Annotated in this window: 9 protein-coding genes; 3 read left to right on the top strand and 6 right to left on the bottom strand. The window is 63.1% G+C overall.

The window, feature by feature from the left end; translation table 11 throughout:
- The first annotated feature begins 2 nt into the window (after nt 1–2).
- The gene (locus PspS35_RS23955; protein WP_065947917.1) at nt 3–281 is read left to right on the top strand and encodes a PTS transporter subunit EIIB; all 279 of its coding nucleotides are present in this window, start codon (nt 3–5) and stop codon (nt 279–281) included.
- Between the two features lie 300 nt (nt 282–581).
- On the opposite strand, the gene mltF is transcribed toward PspS35_RS23955, so the two are convergent.
- A complete protein-coding gene (gene mltF, locus PspS35_RS23950) occupies nt 582–2042 on the bottom strand; it encodes a membrane-bound lytic murein transglycosylase MltF (RefSeq protein ID WP_159938112.1) in 1461 nt (486 codons plus the stop codon).
- Nucleotides 2043–2328: 286 nt separating this feature from the next.
- Here mltF and purL point away from each other — a divergent pair, with 286 nt between their 5' ends.
- Together purL and PspS35_RS23940 are read left to right on the top strand one after the other, a co-directional pair.
- Nucleotides 2329–6225, top strand: a complete 3897-nt coding sequence (purL, locus tag PspS35_RS23945; protein WP_159937059.1) for a phosphoribosylformylglycinamidine synthase — start codon at nt 2329–2331, stop codon at nt 6223–6225.
- Between the two features lie 4 nt (nt 6226–6229).
- A complete protein-coding gene (locus tag PspS35_RS23940) occupies nt 6230–6541 on the top strand; it encodes an NGG1p interacting factor NIF3 (RefSeq protein ID WP_159937058.1) in 312 nt (103 codons plus the stop codon).
- A gap of 99 nt (nt 6542–6640) precedes the next feature.
- Here PspS35_RS23940 and PspS35_RS23935 read toward each other — a convergent pair whose 3' ends face one another.
- From PspS35_RS23935 to nagA, 5 genes are all read right to left on the bottom strand, one after another.
- On the bottom strand, nt 6641–12367 hold the full coding sequence (locus PspS35_RS23935; protein ID WP_238785929.1) for a membrane-targeted effector domain-containing toxin: 5727 nt from the start codon (nt 12365–12367) through the stop codon (nt 6641–6643).
- Nucleotides 12368–12447: 80 nt separating this feature from the next.
- On the bottom strand, nt 12448–14154 hold the full coding sequence (nagE, locus tag PspS35_RS23930; RefSeq protein ID WP_159937056.1) for an N-acetylglucosamine-specific PTS transporter subunit IIBC: 1707 nt from the start codon (nt 14152–14154) through the stop codon (nt 12448–12450).
- 27 nt (nt 14155–14181) lie between these two features.
- Nucleotides 14182–16692, bottom strand: a complete 2511-nt coding sequence (gene ptsP / locus PspS35_RS23925) for a phosphoenolpyruvate--protein phosphotransferase (protein ID WP_159937055.1) — start codon at nt 16690–16692, stop codon at nt 14182–14184.
- A 36-nt stretch (nt 16693–16728) separates the two neighbouring features.
- Nucleotides 16729–17751: an SIS domain-containing protein gene (locus tag PspS35_RS23920; protein WP_159937054.1), complete on the bottom strand. Its 1023-nt coding sequence runs from the start codon at nt 17749–17751 to the stop codon at nt 16729–16731.
- Nucleotides 17732–18838, bottom strand: coding sequence for an N-acetylglucosamine-6-phosphate deacetylase (gene nagA, locus PspS35_RS23915; RefSeq protein ID WP_159937053.1), 1107 nt, complete (start codon nt 18836–18838; stop codon nt 17732–17734). The genes PspS35_RS23920 and nagA overlap by 20 nt, the downstream gene beginning before the upstream one ends.
- Nucleotides 18839–18844: the final 6 nt, after the last annotated feature.

The following is an 18844-nucleotide window of genomic DNA, read 5'->3' as shown; positions in this document are numbered from 1 at the left end:
GCATGTTGGATAAATTGAAGCAGGCGTTCTGGAAGGCCCTGACCCCGGATTTGATCGCCGAGACGGTCGAGGCACCGACGCAGAATCTGTTGTCGCCCGAAGTGCTGAGTGCGTTGGGGGGTGCGGATAACCTCAAGTCGCAACAGCGGGTGGCGCTGACGCGGGTAAGGGTGCAGTTGCAGGATGTGGGACGATTGGATGAGGCGGCGTTGAAAGCAGCGAGTGTGCCGGCGGTGATGGTGTTGCCGGGCGGTGTTGTGCACCTGATCACTGGTTTATAAGACGACGTCGATCAACGTTGAGCCATTTGAATGAGCTGCAGTTCGTGTGTGGTGAGCGGGCCTCTCTGGTGAGCAGGCTTTTTGTGGTGAGCGGCTTTTGTGGTGAGCGGGCTTGCCCCGCGCTGGGCTGCGAAGCGGCCCCAATAGGGCCGCCGCGATTTTTCAGGAAAACCGTAGCGCCTGGTTTTGGGGCGGCTTCGCCACCCAGCGCGGGGCAAGCCCGCTCACCACAAAAGCCCCTTCACTACAAAGGCCCGATCACCGGCCGGCTTACCACAAAGCGCTCTCCCACACGGGTACCTAGAGCTTCGGGTTGTCTTCCGGCGGTTTGGTCTTGTCCACGCCTGGCACATGCAGGTTGCCTTCGACCACCTGGTTACCTTCCAACTGCGGCTGGGTCACCCAGGTCAGGATGTCGTAGTAACGCCGGATGTTCGCCACAAAGTGCACCGGCTCACCGCCTCGGGCGTAGCCGTAGCGGGTTTTGCTGTACCACTGCTTCTGCGACAGGCGCGGCAGCATCTTTTTCACGTCTAGCCACTTGTTCGGGTTCAGGCCTTCTTTCTTCGCCAACAGCCGCGCGTCGTCCAAGTGACCGCCGCCCACGTTATAGGCGGCCAGGGCAAACCAGGTGCGGTCCGGTTCGGCGATGCTGTCGTCCAGTTCTTGCTTGATCCTGGCCAGGTACTTGGCGCCGCCCATGATGCTTTGCTTGGGGTCCAGGCGGTTGGACACGCCCATGGCTTGGGCGGTGTTCTGGGTCAGCATCATCAGGCCGCGCACGCCGGTCTTGGAGGTGACCGCCGGTTGCCACAGCGATTCCTGATAGCCGATGGCCGCCAGCAAGCGCCAATCGACCTTTTCTTCCTTGGCATAGGCCCGGAAGTGTTTCTCGTACTTGGGCAGGCGTTGCTGCAAGTGTTGGGCGAAGGTGTAGGCGCCGACATAACCGAGGACATCGACGTGCCCGTAATAACGGTCTTTGAGGCGCTGCAGGGTGCCGTTCTTTTCCACCTTGTCCAGGTAGCTGTTGATCTCGTTGAGCAGGCTGTTGTCTTCGCCGGCGGCTACGGCCCAACTCTGGTTGCTGGCGTTGCCCAGGTCGAACGCCACGCGCACGTTGGGGAAGTACACCTGGTTCATCGCCACTTCGTTGGAGTCCACCAGGGTCAGGTCGATTTGCCCCTCGTCCACCATGCGCAACAGGTCGACCACCTCAACGGCATCGGATTCTTCGTATTCGATCGCAGGATTCTGCTTTTTCAGCTCGGCCAGCTGTTCGGCGTGGGTGCTGCCCTTGAGCACCATGATCTTCTTGCCCACCAAGTCCGCCGCATTGGTGGGGCGTGATTGGCCGTTGCGGTAGATGACCTGCGGAGTGACTTCGAGATAAGGATGGGAGAAGCGCACTTGTTGTTGGCGCTGCTCACTGCTGACCAGCCCGGCCGCGGCAAGCACCGGGCCGTTGGCTTTGCCCAGTTGGCCGAACAGGTCGTCGAGGTTGTCGGCGGTCTCTATCTCTAGCTTCACGCCCAGGTCGTCGGCGAACCGCTTGACCAGTTCGTATTCGAAACCGGTTTCACCGTTGCGGTCCTGGAAATACGTGGCCGGGCTGTTCCGGGTGATCACCCGCAATACGCCATCCTCCTTGATTCGCTCGAGCGTGCTGGGTTTATCAACACAGGCGCTGAGCATCAGGAAGAGTCCGGTGGCGATGAGCCATTTGGCGCATCGCGGGCGCAAAGCAGTTGGGGAGAACATCTGCGCAGTATACGCAAACGGCCCACGGCGCCATATCTCGACAGCGGCGGTCTTGTCTGCTAGCGCTGCCAAAACTGTGCTGCAGCCCGCAGAAACGTGGCTTGGCGGGCAATTGTGACGGTTAAAATAACTGCGCCGAATGCCTTGGATAACGCCCCGATTGCGTGCAAACCCTGCCAACTGACGTTCGGCAGCGTCTACCCGTACCGTTTCGGGTGCCGTTGGCGATGGTTTACGCTAGAATGCACGGCCTCAAAGCACACCCCTTCCCGAGGCTGTCCCGAAGATGTTGATCCTGCGCGGCGCTCCTGCCCTTTCTGCCTTTCGCCACAGCAAACTCCTTGAACAACTGAGCCAGAAGGTTCCAGCGGTTACAGGCCTGTATGCTGAATTTGCTCACTTCGCCGACGTTACCGGCGTGTTGGCCGCCGACGAACAGCAAGTGCTGGCACGCCTTCTGAAGTACGGCCCAAGCGTTCCCGTTCAAGAGCCGACCGGCCGCTTGTTCCTGGTCCTGCCGCGGTTCGGCACCATCTCGCCCTGGTCGAGCAAGGCCAGCGACATCGCCCGCAACTGCGGCCTGGCGAGCATCCAGCGCCTGGAGCGCGGTATTGCCTTCTACGTTGCCGGCCAGTTCAGCGACGCCGAGGCCGAGCTGATCGCCAGCAGCCTGCACGACCGCATGACCCAGATCATCGTCAGCCAGTTGGAACAAGCTGCCGGCCTGTTCAGCCACGCCGAGCCCAAGCCGCTGACCGCGATTGACGTGCTCGGCGGCGGCCGTGCTGCCCTGGAGAAGGCCAACACTGAACTGGGCCTGGCCCTGGCCGAAGACGAGATCGACTACCTGGTCAACGCCTTCAACGGTTTGCAGCGCAACCCCCACGACATCGAACTGATGATGTTCGCCCAGGCCAACTCCGAGCATTGCCGTCACAAGATCTTCAACGCCAGTTGGGACATCGACGGCGAGAACCAGGAAAAAAGCCTGTTCGGCATGATCAAGAACACCTACGTGATGCACAGCGAAGGCGTTCTGTCGGCTTATAAGGACAACGCCTCGGTCATCGTCGGCAGCGTCGCCGGCCGTTTCTTCCCGGACCCCGAGACCCGCCAGTACGGCGCGGTCCAGGAGCCGGTGCACATCCTGATGAAGGTTGAAACCCACAACCACCCGACCGCGATTGCCCCGTTCCCGGGCGCAGCCACCGGTTCCGGCGGCGAGATCCGCGACGAAGGCGCGACCGGCCGTGGCGCCAAGCCAAAGGCGGGCCTCACCGGTTTTACCGTGTCCAACCTGCAGATCCCAGGCTTCGAACAGCCGTGGGAAGTGCCGTACGGCAAGCCTGAGCGCATCGTCACCGCACTCGACATCATGATCGAAGGCCCGCTGGGCGGCGCCGCGTTCAACAACGAATTCGGGCGCCCGGCGCTGACCGGCTACTTCCGTACCTTCGAACAGTCCATCACCACCCCTCATGGTGATGAAGTGCGCGGTTACCACAAGCCGATCATGTTGGCCGGCGGCATGGGCAACATCCGTGAAGAACACGTCAAGAAAGGCGAGATCCTGGTCGGCTCCAAGCTGATCGTGCTCGGCGGCCCGGCGATGTTGATCGGCCTGGGCGGCGGCGCGGCTTCTTCGATGGCCACCGGCACCAGCTCGGCCGACCTGGACTTCGCTTCCGTACAGCGCGAAAACCCAGAGATGGAACGTCGCTGCCAGGAAGTCATCGACCGTTGCTGGCAGTTGGGTGACAAGAACCCGATCAGCTTCATCCACGACGTCGGCGCCGGCGGTTTGTCCAACGCCTTCCCGGAACTGGTCAACGATGGCGACCGTGGTGGCCGTTTCGAACTGCGCAACATTCCAAACGACGAGCCGGGCATGGCCCCGCACGAAATCTGGAGCAACGAATCCCAGGAACGCTACGTGCTGGCCGTCGGCCCTGAAGACTTCGCGCGCTTCCAGGCCATCTGCGAACGCGAGCGTTGCCCGTTTGCGGTGGTCGGCGAAGCCACTGCCGAGCCGCAGTTGACGGTGACCGACAGCCACTTCGGCAACAACCCAGTGGACATGCCACTCGAAGTGCTGCTGGGCAAAGCCCCGCGCATGCACCGTTCGGCGGTGCGTGAAGCCGAACTGGGTGATGATTTCGACCCAAGCACACTCGAACTGGCCGACAGTATCGAACGCGTGCTGCACCACCCGGCCGTGGCCAGCAAAAGCTTCCTGATCACCATCGGCGACCGCTCCATCACCGGCCTGGTTGCCCGTGACCAAATGGTCGGCCCGTGGCAGGTTCCGGTGGCCGACGTTGCCGTCACCGCCACCAGCTTCGACGTCTACACCGGTGAAGCCATGGCGATGGGCGAGCGTACGCCGCTGGCCCTGCTGGACGCTCCGGCGTCGGGCCGCATGGCCATTGGTGAAACCCTCACCAACATCGCCGCATCGCGCATCGGCAAGCTGTCTGACATCAAGCTGTCGGCCAACTGGATGTCCGCTGCCGGCCACCCAGGTGAAGACGCGCGTCTGTATGACACCGTAAAAGCCGTCGGCATGGAGCTGTGCCCGGAACTGGGGATCACCATTCCGGTGGGCAAGGACTCCATGTCCATGGCCACCCGTTGGAACGAAGAAGGCGTGGACAAGAGCGTCACCTCGCCGCTGTCGCTGATCGTCACCGGTTTTGCACCGGTCACCGACGTGCGCCAGACCCTGACCCCGCAACTGCGCATGGACAAGGGCACCACCGACCTGATCCTGATCGACCTGGGCCGTGGCCAGAACCGCATGGGCGCGTCCATCCTGGCGCAAACCCACGGCAAGCTCGGCAAACATGCGCCGGACGTCGACGACGCCGAAGACCTCAAGGCCTTCTTCGCCGTGATCCAGGGCCTCAACGCCGACGGCCACCTGCTGGCTTACCACGACCGTTCCGACGGCGGCTTGCTGACCAGCGTTGTCGAAATGGCCTTCGCCGGTCACTGCGGCCTGAACATCGTGCTCGACAGCGTTGCCGAGGATGCTGCCGAAATCAACGGCATCCTGTTCAACGAAGAGTTGGGCGCGGTGATCCAGGTGCGCCAGGACGCCACGCCGGATGTACTCGCACAATTCAGCGCCGCTGGCCTGGACGACTGCGTGGCCGTGATCGGCCAGCCGATCAACAACGGTGAAATCAATATCTCGTTCAATGGCGATACCGTGTTTGCCGGCCAGCGCCGCCTGCTGCAACGCCAGTGGGCCGAGACCAGCTACCAGATCCAACGCCTGCGTGACAACGCCGACTGCGCCGAGCAGGAATTCGACGTGATCCTGGAAGAAGACAACCCGGGCCTGAGCACCAAGCTCAGCTTCGACGTCAACCAGGACATCGCCGCGCCGTACATCAAGAAAGGCATCCGCCCACAGGTTGCCGTGCTGCGTGAGCAGGGCGTCAATGGCCAGGTGGAAATGGCGGCGGCGTTCGACCGTGCCGGCTTCAATGCGATCGACGTGCACATGAGCGACATCCTCGCCGGTCGTGTTGACCTCAACGAGTTCAAAGGCCTGGTGGCTTGCGGCGGTTTCTCCTACGGCGACGTGCTGGGTGCCGGTGAAGGCTGGGCTAAGTCGGCGCTGTTCAACAGCCGTGCCCGCGACGCGTTCCAAGGTTTCTTCGAGCGCAACGACAGTTTCACCCTGGGTGTGTGCAACGGTTGCCAGATGATGTCCAACCTCAGCGAACTGATCCCCGGCAGCGAGTTCTGGCCGCACTTTGTGCGCAACCGTTCCGAGCAGTTCGAAGCCCGTGTCGCCATGGTGCAAGTGCAGGAGTCCAACTCGATCTTCCTGCAAGGCATGGCCGGTTCGCGCATGCCAATCGCCATCGCCCACGGTGAAGGCCATGCCGAGTTCGAAAGCGAAGAAGCCTTGCTCGAAGCCGACCTGTCCGGTTGCGTGGCCATGCGTTTCGTCGACAACCACGGCAAGGTCACTGAGGCCTACCCGGCCAACCCGAACGGTTCGCCGCGCGGGATCACCGGCCTTACCAGCCGCGACGGTCGCGTCACCATCATGATGCCGCACCCGGAGCGGGTATTCCGCGCCGTGCAGAACTCGTGGCGTCCGGAAGAGTGGAACGAGGACGGCGCCTGGCTGCGCATGTTCCGCAACGCTCGCGTGTGGGTGAACTAAGACCGTGTACAAGCTCGCCTTCTTTGTGCCCGACAGCCATGTGGAGACGGTGAAAACCGCCGTCTTCGCAGCCGGTGGCGGGCGCATCGGCGACTACGACAGCTGCGCCTGGCAAGTGCTGGGCCAGGGCCAATTCCGCGCGTTGGACGGCAGCCAGCCGTTTATCGGGCAGGTGGGCCAGGTTGAAGTGGTTGAAGAGTGGAAAGTCGAGTTGGTGGTGGCCGATGAGTGGATCAAGGCGGTTGTCGCGGCCTTGAAGCTCAGCCACCCCTACGAGACACCGGCGTATGAAGTGTGGCAGTTGGCAGATTTCTGATCGGCTGGCTGTTAAAACAAGAAACCCGCTGGGCCAGTTTGGCCAGCGGGTTTTTTGTTTTGTTGGCTGTCATGCAATCAGGGCCAGGCCTTCAACGACTCAGGGCGCGGGGGTCAGCCCGACTTCCACCCGCAGTGCACTGATCAAGGTGCTTTCGTAGCTGAAGCGCTTGCCCTGCATCGGTTCCCAGCGGTCGACGTAATACAGGCCGTCAGCATTGACCTTGATGGGCGTCGACACAATTTCCCCGGTGCGCGAACGGTGCAGCACATTGTTCTGCGCCGGTGTTGGGCGTTCGATCAGGAAATGGCCGGGTCTTTTCAGCCGAGACCGGTCGACCGGAACGAACGGCGCTGGCGCCGTTAAGCCTTCCACACCGGCCTCCAGAACTAAGTCGCTACGCAAGGCCCTGGCATCGAGGTCTATGCCTTCGGAAAATGTCTCCCAGGTGCCGGGGCGAATGTTTCGCGCCAACGCGGGGGGCGTGTCCCTGACATGCAGGCTGACGGCACCTTGCAGTTCCGCCAGTCCGGGCACCCCCAGGTTGTTGTTGGTGTGAGTGCTGCCGATGAACGCGACCCACTTGTGTGGCCCATGCGCCGCCTGGTCGGCCTTGATCACATTGGAGGCGAAGTAGCTGAATATTTGGTTGCGCGTTACAGACATGTCCCCACCCAGCCCTTTGAGGTGATAACTGGCGGCGCAGTCCAGGGCGCGGACGCGCAAGCCATGCTTGCCGGCTGCCTGGATGACTTCCGTGTACGTATCGCGGCCTTTGTAGCCGCGCATTTGCCCCTGGTCCAGATAGTTAAGGTAGCGCTTGAGGGGGGCCGGCAGGTGTTGGGTGCGCAGGAAGGTATCCAGCTCTGCCTGATGCAAATCGGTCATCAGGTGTTCTACGTACAGGGTCTTGAACCCCTGCGCCTTGAGGTGCCCCATGTACTCGCGCAACAACCGTTTGCTGGACTCCGCCCGGTGCCCTTCACCGATCACCAGTCCGGTGAACTCGCTGTGACGGATGCTTTCCAGCAGCGCCTCTGGGGTTTTCGGCGAGCCCAGAACCGAAGGGTCGGGCCTGGTGGGCGGCACGTGGCTGGCCATATAGGTTTGTGCCTCGGTGCTCAGGCGTTCCCTGGTGTTCTGGAACGCCTGGAGTGCTTCGCGATGATCCGGGGCCGTCGAGTAGTAACGTGTATTGAGCCCATATCGCGTAGTAGCCTGTTGAGCGATGCTGGCGCGCAACGGCGGCGCGATGTCGTAGTCGCTGAAGTGGTTAGCGACAGCAACTGCCCCAGCACCGGATGGCGTTACCGGCTCGGGCGCCGCATAGGCTGTGTGAAGGGTCAGCCGGTAGTCAGCGTGGGCCAGTGGATCGCCGACGATGGCGCCCGGCTCGTCGATCCAGATGCCCACCGGCTGGCCTGGGCCGACATCGTCCACCCGCAAGGCCACCGCGTCGTGCAAGTCGGCCAGGCCCGGCGTTTTATCGAAGGTACGCAGGCGCGAGGAATCCACTAACGCGATCCAGCGAGCGTTGGGCTCGTCGATGGCGTCGGTCTCGATGGTCTTGTGGGAATAGAAGTTCCTGGCCGCGTTATCCCGCGGCGTCGTCGCCGGTGTGTCGCCCATTTGCAGGGCATCCTCCAGTTGATACGAGGTCGAGGCGTCGAGGGCTCTGAGTTTCAAGCCCTTTTTTTGCGCCTGGCGCACCAGGGCGACAAACGAATACTCGGCGTCTTCGGCGAAGCCAAACGCCTGGTCAATCGTCTTCAGGTGGCGTTCGATGTGCTGCCAGGATTTACCGGTGTTGAGCTTCTGCAATTTTGTGCGGAATAAATCGGCAGGCAGGTGCTCGATGTACAAGTGCGTGAAGCCTTTGCTCAGCAAGCTGTCCATTTGCGTTATCAGGAGTTCTTTACTGGCGATGGAGCCTGGTGCCGCGCCGATGACCAAGTGCCGGTTTGCGGCCAAGGCATCGCTGGCCAGTAGCTGCGTAAATGAGGCGTCGGCGTCGATGGCCGGGACGTCGGCGCGGGCCGGCAACGGATCAAGGTGTTTGAAGAACTCTTCGGCGTCACTCGTCAAGCGTTCGGCCTGTTGCAAATAAGTGGTGCGCAGGGAGTGCAACTCGCTGGCGACGTGCCCCAGCGCGCCCTCCCGCGAGCGGAACTCCCATTCAGTCCGCTGCACGATGCTGGCCCGCACATCCGGATTGATCGCCAGTTCCAGTTTGCTCGCGTACTTCACCGGTATTTCATAGGGCTTGAGCGGCTCCGGTGTGTCGGGCAGTTTTTCATATTTAGGTGCGCCGCCGGTGATCCCGGTGCGGCTCCAGACGCCTTGCGCATCCGGGGCTGCCACGCGTGTGGTGGAGACCAGTTTGCCGCTGGCCGGGTCCAGTCGGTAGAGCAGGTAGCGGCCGATGGGGTCCGGGGTTTTCTTCGCCCACAGCGCTTGGCCATCGAAGAGTACCGCTTGCATGTCTTCCAGGGCCAAGGGCTTGGGTTGCAGAGGCTGGACAAGTTTCAAGGCTTCGCTGGGGACGGCAGTGCGCCTGGCGATCGGGCTCACGGCGGGTCGGGCAAGCTGCCTGAGGGACACTAGGGCCGGGCGCAGATCGGTGAATGCGGCGCCGGCACTGTTGAGCATGTAGCCGATCAAGTGCTCCAGGGCGGCGCCGGTATCGCCCTGCTGGTAAGCGTGCAAGGCCAGCATGCCGTCCTTGAACGCCAGCAGCATGCCCAGGCTCAGGCTGAGGACGGGGAAGGGCGCGGTGGCAATCGCAGTGACCCACTCCACGCAGGTCCACAGAATACCGGTGATCATCTTGAGTCGATTGACCGTGGTGCCTTCAACATCGTCGATCTTGCGCTGCAGCTTCATGTTGTAAAGCGCTTGGCGCAGGTCCGGCAGGGGCACGCGAGTGGCGTCGTAGCGCGCAAGGCTGACGGAGGTCTTGTTCAGGTCCTCGGGTAACTGCGCCTTGGCGTTTTCCAGGAAAGTCCGTACCCGCGTCTGCGACTGGGCCCCTACCCGTAGGGTCAAATAGCCGACCATGCCGGGAATTTTTTTCAGCAGGTAATTGAACTGCCGGGCCTCGCGAAAGCTGATGCCATCCGGTGCGTTGGGGGTGTAGAGCAACGTCGGGAAGCCGCTGTGGCTGAACAGGAAGTTGTCGATGACCCACTCCCCGTCGACCAGTAGCCGATGGATCGCATAGGTACCGCGCTGGTCGGTGGCGGTACTGCCCATGCTGGCGATACTGCGTTCAAGCCACTCCCAATCGACCCCGGCGATATGCCCTTGCAGGCGGCACTCCAGGGCAGCGTTCTGCATCTGGCGTTGGGTGATGCTCAGGGTTGCATTGCGCCGCAACTCGTAATCCGCGCTGCCGACATTCAATAGGCGGGCCCTGACCTCGTTGATGTAGCGCTGGCCGATCCACACACCAGTGACCGAGCGGGCGACCTTTTCTGCGGTCAGCGGGCTCAGGTCAATGCCGTTGGGACCTTTGAAGCGGGCCGCCCGCGAAAACTTTTCGTCGAGAAAACCCACGCCGTCCGCGTAGCCGTCACGGTACAGCTGGGTGTAGGTCAGCGGTTTCGGCGTCCAGGCGCCGAGCAGTGCCGGCGGCGAGAAGGCCCAGACGGTATCGGGGTCGACATCGTTCTGGTGACGTCCCAGCAGCTCGTTCAGGCGCTTTTTTGCCTGCTCATGCAGAAAGTCGGGGAAGCTGGGGAAGTGCGCTTCGGACAGCGCAAAGACGTTGTAGGCATGCAGTGCACCCTCGGCGTCGTCAGCCAGTTTCAAAAGCTTCTGGCGGTTGGCGTTACTGGTGGAGCGGTACCAGTGCGGTGTGCTGAAGGCATAGTCGTCCACCCGTGTCGCCAGCACATGGGCCGACATGGCCTTGAGGCAATGAGCATGGTTGCCGATGTTGCCAAAGCGGACCTCTTTGTATTCCTCGGCATGAGGCTTGAAACTCAGGCCAGTCAAGACCTGCTTCATCGCTGCACGAAAGCGCAAGGCGACCCGTGTGATCAGGTAATCGGTGAGGGTGCCGGGCGGTTGTTTCGAACCGTTGTCCAGGCTCCAGCCAAGGATGTGCTGCTGGCAGGCAACCTCATCGTCGAATGCCTGGAATTGCTGCCGCCCAGGTGCCTCGGGGGTACACAGCAGCAGGCGTATGACCTTGCCGTTGCCGTCGCTCTGGCGCAGCACCCACATATCCTGCAATTGGGCCTCATGCAGAGACAGGGTTGCGGCGCTCAGGCGGGCGTCGGTGCCTTGGCGCAGGGTCTGCACCAATTGGAAGTCGTCTTCACTGAGATGGCCCTCGAGCACGGCGGTATAGGCCAGCGCGTTGATCCTTTGGTCGAGCATCTGTTCGATCGCGAGGCTGGTTTCGGGTTTTGCATGCATCTGTTGTTGCGCAGCGGCGAAGTCGAGGCGCGGTTGCAGGGTGCTAAGCGTCTGTACCAGCCAGGTCACGGTGAGGTCCTTGTATGCCTCTGGCAGTGGCGCCTCTTGATAGGTGAGCGTGGTTTTTTTCAGGAAGTCCGAGCCCGTCTGTTCGTCACCTTCGTGCAGCCCGCGCAGGGTCAGGTCGATCAGGTTGCGGTCGTGTTCGTACTCGCCGATGGGGGAGACGTAGCGACGGGTATTGATCACCAGGCGTTCTGGTTCCAGGTCGTGGATATCCAGGTCTTCGCTCAGCCGCTCCAGCAGTTGATAGCGAGCCAGTGTTGCAGGCGTGGTGACCGGGCCCAGCAGTTCAAGCAGGTGTTGGCGGGCGGTGTTGTAGTCTGCCAGGTGCCCGGCCAATTCGGCCCGGCGGGTTTCGCTGGCGCTGCGGTACCAGTCCGGGGCGCTCTGGCGCAGGTAGCGCTCCAGCACGCTCTGGGCACGCCACGCCAGGCGTGCGGCCAGGTCGGGCAGGGACGCGACGATGGCGTGGTCCAGTGCGCTGATCAGCGTGTCCACGGCCTGCTCGGGGTTGTTCACCAGGCTCAGGGCATGGTCAATGTCTGCGTTGCGCTTATCGATCAGGGCGTTGTAGGTATGTTCGAACAGCGGCCGGTCATTGATGGGCGTCAGTGCCAGCGGCCAGATCGCGCCGGGGCTGATGTGGTGGTAGCGCACCGGAAGCAGGTGCATGAAGTCGCGGCGTTGCGCGGCGTCGTCCATGCCGCGCAGCAAATGCGCGTTCAGTTGAGGCAGGGAGCCAAAGGTTTCAATCCCGCGCGTGGGGGTGAACAGCATCACTTCGCCCACGGCCGGCATGGAGGAAAGGTCGGTGACGACCGGGCTGGTGCGTTCGGTCAGGACAAAGGCCCCGGCCAGTTCGATGGTTTGTGCTTGATAGTCCAGGGTCAACGCATAGAAACCAGGCCGCAGTGTGCTGCCCAGCGGCACACGTTCCAGCATGGCCTGTTGTTGCGGGTGCAGCAGACGGTCCTGGGCGCTCAGGGCGGTTTCGTTGGCAAGGGCAGTGAAACCGGCTTCAAAGGTCATGAAGGATTTACGCGGTTTTCCGTCGATCTGCTCGTAACGGTCGAGGTGTTCCAGATGGGTGTTGAGTGTGGCCTTGAGCGTGACCAGTTGTTGAGGCAGGTCAGCCTGTTTCAGCGATTGGTAAAGCGTTCGGCTCTTGTGCAGGAACTGCTGCCGGTAGCTCGCCAGGATTGCGTTGGTTTTTTCCAGATAGGCCTGTTCGGCTGAGGGTTTGTGTTCTGGCAATAGCGGTGCTTCGACATTGAGCAGGTGATGACCGATCTGATTGAGGTTGCTTTCGATGCCTTCAAAGACCTGGGATGGTGTGTTCACAGGCGCGCTCTCCATGCTGATGATAGGAACCTCAGCATGGAGCGCTGCACCGTTGGCAAGGCGGTAGATAAGTAGCGATGTCAGGCGCTGGTGTGCACCGGATCACGGTTGGCCAGGGCCTTGAGCGCGCTGCTCAAGCCCTGGGCCGATTCACCCACCAGCAAGTGCCAGATGCCGTCGTCGAGCTGGCGGATTCCCTGGCAACCCAGGGCTGTGAGCTGCTGCTCGGACAGCGCTTGGTCATCAGCCAGCTTCAAGCGAATGCGGCTCATGGCCACGCACTCCAACTGCAACACATTACGCGCACCGCCCAGTGCATTCAGCCATTGTTCGGCGTGTGGCGGGGTGACAGCGCGGGCCTCGGGTTGAGCGGGGGCCGAGGGCGACGATGGCTGGCCGGACGTGGGCATGGCCAAGCGAATCTCGTCGGCAATGCTGTCCGCCAGCGGGCCCACCACCACCTGCAAGCTGCCGCCGTTACCGGGGCGCACCACGGCCATCGCGCCCAGGGCTTTGAGCTCTGCATCCACGGCCTTGTTGCGATCGACCATGTCCAGGCGCAGGCGTGTGGTGCACGCGCCGACACTCAGCAGGTTGTCAGCGCCGCCCAGCGCACGGATGTAGGCGGTGGCCCGTTGATGGTCGGTCATGACTTCGGTCGGGGCGGCCTGGATATCTTCCCGGCCCGGTGTCTTGAGGTTGAAGCGACGGATGCAGTAGCTGAACACGCTGTAGTAGATCACGGCATAGGCCAGGCCCACCGGCACCATCAGCCAGCCATTGGTGGACTTGCCCCAGCCCAGCACCATGTCGATAAACCCACCGGAGAAGGTAAAGCCCAGGTGGATGTTCAGCAAATTGGTGACGGCCATCGACAGGCCTGTGAGCAGCGCGTGCAGCAGGTAAAGGAACGGCGCGAGGAACATGAACGCGAATTCGATGGGTTCGGTCACGCCGGTCAGGAAGGAGGTCAGCGCCATCGACAGGAAGATCCCGCCCATGACTTTGCGCCGCTCCGGCAGGGCGTTGCGGTACATCGCCAGGCAGGCAGCGGGCAGGCCGAACAGCATCACCGGGAACATCCCCGTCATGAACTGGCCGCCCTTGGGGTCGCCGGCGAAGTAGCGGGTCAGGTCGCCAGTGACCACCGCACCGGTCAGCGGGTCGGTGAAACTGCCGAACACAAACCATGCCATGTTGTTGAGGATATGGTGCAGGCCGGTGACGATCAGCAGGCGGTTGAACACGCCAAACACGAACGCGCCGAGGCTGCCGCTTTCCATCAGCAATACGCCGAAGCTGTTGATCCCGTGCTGGATCGGCGGCCAGATCAAGCCAAAGATCACCCCCAGCGCCACCGCTGAAAACCCGGTGACAATCGGCACAAACCGCCGCCCGCCGAAAAACGCCAGGTACTCCGGCAGCTTGATGTCCTTGAAGCGGTTATACAGCGCACCGGCCATCAAGCCGCTGGCGATACCGGCGAGCATGCCCATGTTGATGGTAGTGTCCATCACCTTGAGCGTGGAGATCATCACCAGGTAACCAATTGCCCCGGCCAAGCCTGCGGTGCCGTTATTGTCACGGGCAAAACCCACGGCGATACCGATGGCGAAGATCAGCGCCAGGTTGGCGAAGATCGCCTGCCCGGCATCGTGCATCACCGCGATGTTGAGCAAGTCGGTGTCGCCCAGGCGCAGCAAGAGACCGGCGATCGGCAAGATCGCGATCGGCAGCATCAGCGCACGGCCCAGGCGTTGCAGGCCTTCAATAAAGTGTTGGTACATGGCGTGTCTCCTTTTTTCTTGTTGTTGTCAGCTCAGCGGCCAGTGGTGTTGACAGGCTTGGCGAACCGCCCTGGCGCTGCTCAGGTCGAGCAGGCCGAGGCTCAGTTGCCGACATTGCGCCGCGTCCAGGTGGCGGACGCGGTCCTTGATTTCGCCGATCTGCGGCGGGCTGACCGACAGCTCGCTGACCCCCAGGCCGACCAGTACCGGCGTGGCCAGCGGGTCGCTGGCCAAGGCCCCGCAGACACCGACCCAGCGGCCATGCCTGGCCGCGCCGGCGCAGGTCTGGGCGATCAGCCGCAGCAATGCCGGATGCAGCGCATCGACCCGCGCAGCCAGGCCGGCGTGGTCGCGGTCCATCGCCAGGGTGTACTGGGACAGGTCATTGGTGCCGATGGATAAGAAGTCCGCGTGCTCGGCCAACTGCTCGGCCATCAGCGCGGCGGCGGGCACTTCGATCATCACCCCCAGCTCCGGGCGCTGGGTCAGTTCCAGCTCGGCGCACAATTGATCCAGGCGTTGGCGAATGTGCAGCAGTTCGTCGACTTCGCTGACCATCGGCAGCAGGATGCGGCAGCGCTCCAAGGGGCACACTTGCAGCAGCGCACGCAGTTGCTGATCCAGCAGATGCGGGCGTACCTGCGCCAGGCGAATACCGCGCAGGCCCAAGACCGGGTTGGCCTCGACGGGCAGCGGCAGGTAGTCGAGTTGTTTGTCGCCGCCCACATCGATGGTGCGGATGATCACCGACTTGTCGCCCATAGCATCCATCACAGCTTGATAGGCTTGGCGCTGCTCCTGTTCATCCGGCGCCGTGCGGCGGTCGACGAAGAGGAATTCGGTGCGCAGCAGGCCGACACCATCGGCGCCGTTTTCAAAGGCTGCTTGCGCCTCGCGGCTGGAGGCGACATTGGCGGCCACTTCAATGCTCACGCCGTCAGTGGTGCGCGCCGGCAATTGGGCCTGGGCCTGTTGCTGCTGGCGCCGCAATGTTTGTGCGTCGCGGATCTGGTGCACTTCGGCGTGACGGGCATCGCTGGGCGCCAGCTCCAGGCGGCCGTTGGCGGCGTCCAATACCACCCGTTGCCCCTGCGGCACATTGAGCACTTGTGCACCCAACGCCACGACACACGGCAGCCCCTTGCCCCGGGCGAGAATCGCCACATGGGACGTGGCGCCGCCTTCGGCCATGCAAATGCCCGCGACCTGTTGCGCGCTCAGTTGCAGCAAATCCGAAGGCGTCAGCTCGTGGGCGCTGACAATCGCTCCCGCCGGTAATTCGACGTGCCAGGCCTCGCCCAGCAAGGCGCGCAATACCCTTTGTTGCAGGTCACGCAGGTCGTTGGCGCGCTCGGCGAACAACGGTTTGCCCAGCGCCAGCAGCACCGCGCACTGGGCCTGGATCGCATCACGCCAGGCGTGGGCGGCGGCGCTGCCCTGCTTGATGGTGCTGGCGGCGGCGTCGAGCAGCGCCGGGTCTTCCAGCAGGGCGAGGTGGGCGGCGAAGATGTCTTCTTCCTCGACGTTCTTGCGCTGGCGGGCATGGTCCAGGGTGTTGCGGATGTCGCTGCGCACCTGCTCCAGGGCAGCGTCCAGGCGTTGCAGTTGCTCGTCGACGCGGTGGTTGCCGGTGTCTGCCGGCAGCTCGATGCCGGCCATGCGCAACAGCGGGCCGCACACCAGGCCGGGCGCTGCGCACACGCCTTGCAGCACGTTGGCTTCGGCACTTGCCCGGCGCGGTGCCACGGTGACAGGTGCGTGATGCTCCTCTTCAACTGGCGCTGACAGCGCGGCAAGCAACGCTTGCAACGCGGCTTCGCCATCTTTGCCACGGCAAGTCACGCGCACCTCGTCGCCTTCGCCGATCCCCAGCCCCATCAAGCCCATCAGGCTGTCGCACGGCGCTGATTTATCACCATAGTGCACGCGTGCCTGGCTACTGAAACCCAGCGCCGTCTTGCGAATCAACGCCGCAGGGCGAGCGTGCACACCGCCGCGATGGGTGATGCGTACGCTGGCGCTGACTTCGGCGGCGCCGTTATCCACAGCGGTTTGAGCGGTGGCGGTTGCCTGCGCGATGACCCGCATCAGCGGCTCGCCGACCTTGACCGTGTTCAGCGCCAGGGGCTGCAGCTCGAAATGCTCGCCATTGGTCAGGATGATCAGGCTGACCAGGCTCTTGCACTGGCGCGCAATGCGGTCCAGGTCAAAGCGCACCAGCGCCTGGCCCTGGCTCACCCGTGCGCCTTGCTTGACCAGCGGCGCAAAGCCTTCGCCGTTCAGCTCGACGGTGTCGATGCCCACGTGCATCAACAGTTCGGCGCCGTTGTCGGCGCGGATCGTCAGGGCATGCCCGGTGCGTGCGACGTGGATGATCTCGCCGTCACACGGTGCATGCAGGCAGTCGTTCAGCGGGTCGATGGCAATACCGTCGCCCATGGCGTGGCTGGCGAATACTTCGTCGGGGACGTTGCCCAGGGTCAGCACGGGGCCGCTCAAGGGCGCGCTGAGGGTCACTGCTTTATTGTTGTTGGACATGGGCACGGTACTCATCAGGAAAACGCGGCAATCGACTCAGTGAGTGCGGGTGACTTTGCTCAGGTGGCGCGGCTGGTCCGGGTCCATGCCGCGGGCAACCGCCAGGCCGGCGGCCATTACGTAGAAACTCATGATCGCCAGGATCGGGTCCAGGCTCGGGTGGTCGGCGCGGCTGAGGGTCAGGTCGCGTTCGGCGATATCGTCCGGCGCGGCCAGCAAGACACGGGCGCCGCGTTGGCGCATATCGGCGGCCAGGCTCAACAACCCGGCTTGCTCGGCGCCACGTGGCGCGAATACCAGCAGCGGGTAGTTCTCGTTGATCAAGGCCATCGGCCCGTGGCGCACCTCAGCGCTGCTGAAGGCTTCGGCCTGGATCGCCGAGGTTTCCTTGAGCTTGAGCGCGGCTTCCTGGGCGATGGCAAACCCGGCGCCACGGCCGATCACCATCAGCCGCTGGCTGTCGCGCAGGGCGTCGATGGCGCTGCGCCAATCCTGTTTGGCCGCTTCACGCAGGCCGTCCGGCAAAGCCTGGCAGGCATGCAACAGCTCGGCTTCCTGGTTCCAGTGGCCGACCAGCAATGCGCTGGCGCTGAGGGTAGCGATAAAGCTTTTGGTCGCGGCCACGCTGAGCTCCGGCCCGGCGCACAGCGGCACGTGGAATTCACACGCGGCTTCCAGGGGCGAGTCTTCGGCATTGACCAGCGAGATGCTCAAGGCCCCGCGCTTGCGCAGCAGGCGCAGGCTGTTGACCAGGTCCGGGCTTTGCCCCGACTGCGAGAAACCAAACGCCACCTGGCCGCTGACCTTCAACGGCGCTTGCAGCAAGGTCACCACCGACATCGGCAAGGACGCCACCGGGATGCCCACATGTTGCATCGCCAGGTAAGCGAAATAACTGGCGGCGTGGTCCGAGCTGCCACGGGCGATGGTCATCGCCACTTGCGGCGGCTGGCGGCGTAGGCGGCCGGCGATTTCTTCCAGTGCCGGGTTCAGGCGCTGCAATTGGGCGGCGACGGCGTCAGCGGAGGCCAAGGCCTCTTCAAGCATTTTTGAAGACAATGGTTTCTCCTTCGACCATGACGTCGGTGAGGTGCAGGGAGCGGTCCAGGCGTACGCAGTCGGCGAAGCTGCCCGGTTGCAGGCGGCCGCGTTCTTCCAGGCCCAGGTAATCCGCAGGAAATTGCGACAGGCGTTGTGAGGCTTCGCTGATCGGCAGGCCGATCTTCACCAGGTTGCGCAGCGCCTGGTCCATGGTCAGCGTACTGCCGGCCAGGGTGCCGTCGGCCAGGCGTACACCGCCCAGGCATTTGGTCACGGTGTGGCTGCCCAGCTTGTATTCGCCATCGGGCATGCCGGCGGCGGCGGTGGAATCGGTGACGCAATACAGGCACGGGATCGCCCGCAGGGCTACGCGCATGGCACCGGGGTGCACATGCAGCAGGTCCGGAATCAATTCTGCGTACTTGGCGTGGGCCAGCGCGGCGCCGACGATGCCCGGCTCACGGTGATGCAACGGGCTCATGGCGTTGTACAAATGGGTAAAGCTGGTGGCGCCGGCGGCGAGGGCGGCGACGCCTTCTTCATAGCTGCCCAGGGTGTGGCCGATCTGCATGCGCACGCCGCGTTCGCTGAGGGCGCGGATCAACGTATCGTGGCCGGCGATTTCCGGCGCGATGGTGATCACGCGGATCGGCGCCAGGCGCAGGTAGGTTTCCACTTCCGCCATCAACGCGGTGTGGGCGAAGTTGGGTTGGGCGCCGAGTTTGCCTGGGTTGATGTAAGGGCCTTCCAAGTGCACGCCGAGTACGCGGGCGCTGCCGCTAGGACGTTGCTCGCAAAAGCCGCCGAGTTGGCCGAGCACGCTGGAGATTTCCTCCACCGGTGCAGTCATGGTGGTGGCCAGCAGCGAGGTGGTGCCAAAGCGCACGTGGGTGCGGGTGATGGTCTCGAACGCCTCGATGCCTTCCATGATGTCCTTGCCGCCGCCGCCGTGCACATGCAGGTCGATAAAGCCTGGCAGCAGGTAGGGCAAATCGTTGTCGGCCGGGTCGCAAGGTGTGCCTTCAATGGCGCTCACCTTGCCGTGTGCGTGCACCAGACGGCCGCGAATCCAGCCGTGGGGCGTGAGGATGTTGTCTTCGGACATGGCAGT

Source organism: Pseudomonas sp. S35, from assembly GCF_009866765.1.
GTDB lineage: Bacteria > Pseudomonadota > Gammaproteobacteria > Pseudomonadales > Pseudomonadaceae > Aquipseudomonas.
This window is presented reverse-complemented; position numbering and strand designations above follow the sequence as displayed.

What these genes read in the sequence shown, in the direction of transcription:
- nagA (WP_159937053.1), bottom strand. Translation starts at nt 18,838, where the DNA reads ATGTCCGAAGACAACATCCTCACGCCCCACGGCTGGATTCGCGGCCGT.
- ptsP (WP_159937055.1), bottom strand. Translation starts at nt 16,692, where the DNA reads ATGTCCAACAACAATAAAGCAGTGACCCTCAGCGCGCCCTTGAGCGGC.
- nagE (WP_159937056.1), bottom strand. Translation starts at nt 14,154, where the DNA reads ATGTACCAACACTTTATTGAAGGCCTGCAACGCCTGGGCCGTGCGCTG.
- purL (WP_159937059.1), top strand. Translation starts at nt 2,329, where the DNA reads ATGTTGATCCTGCGCGGCGCTCCTGCCCTTTCTGCCTTTCGCCACAGC.
- PspS35_RS23955 (WP_065947917.1), top strand. Translation starts at nt 3, where the DNA reads ATGTTGGATAAATTGAAGCAGGCGTTCTGGAAGGCCCTGACCCCGGAT.
- mltF (WP_159938112.1), bottom strand. Translation starts at nt 2,042, where the DNA reads ATGTTCTCCCCAACTGCTTTGCGCCCGCGATGCGCCAAATGGCTCATC.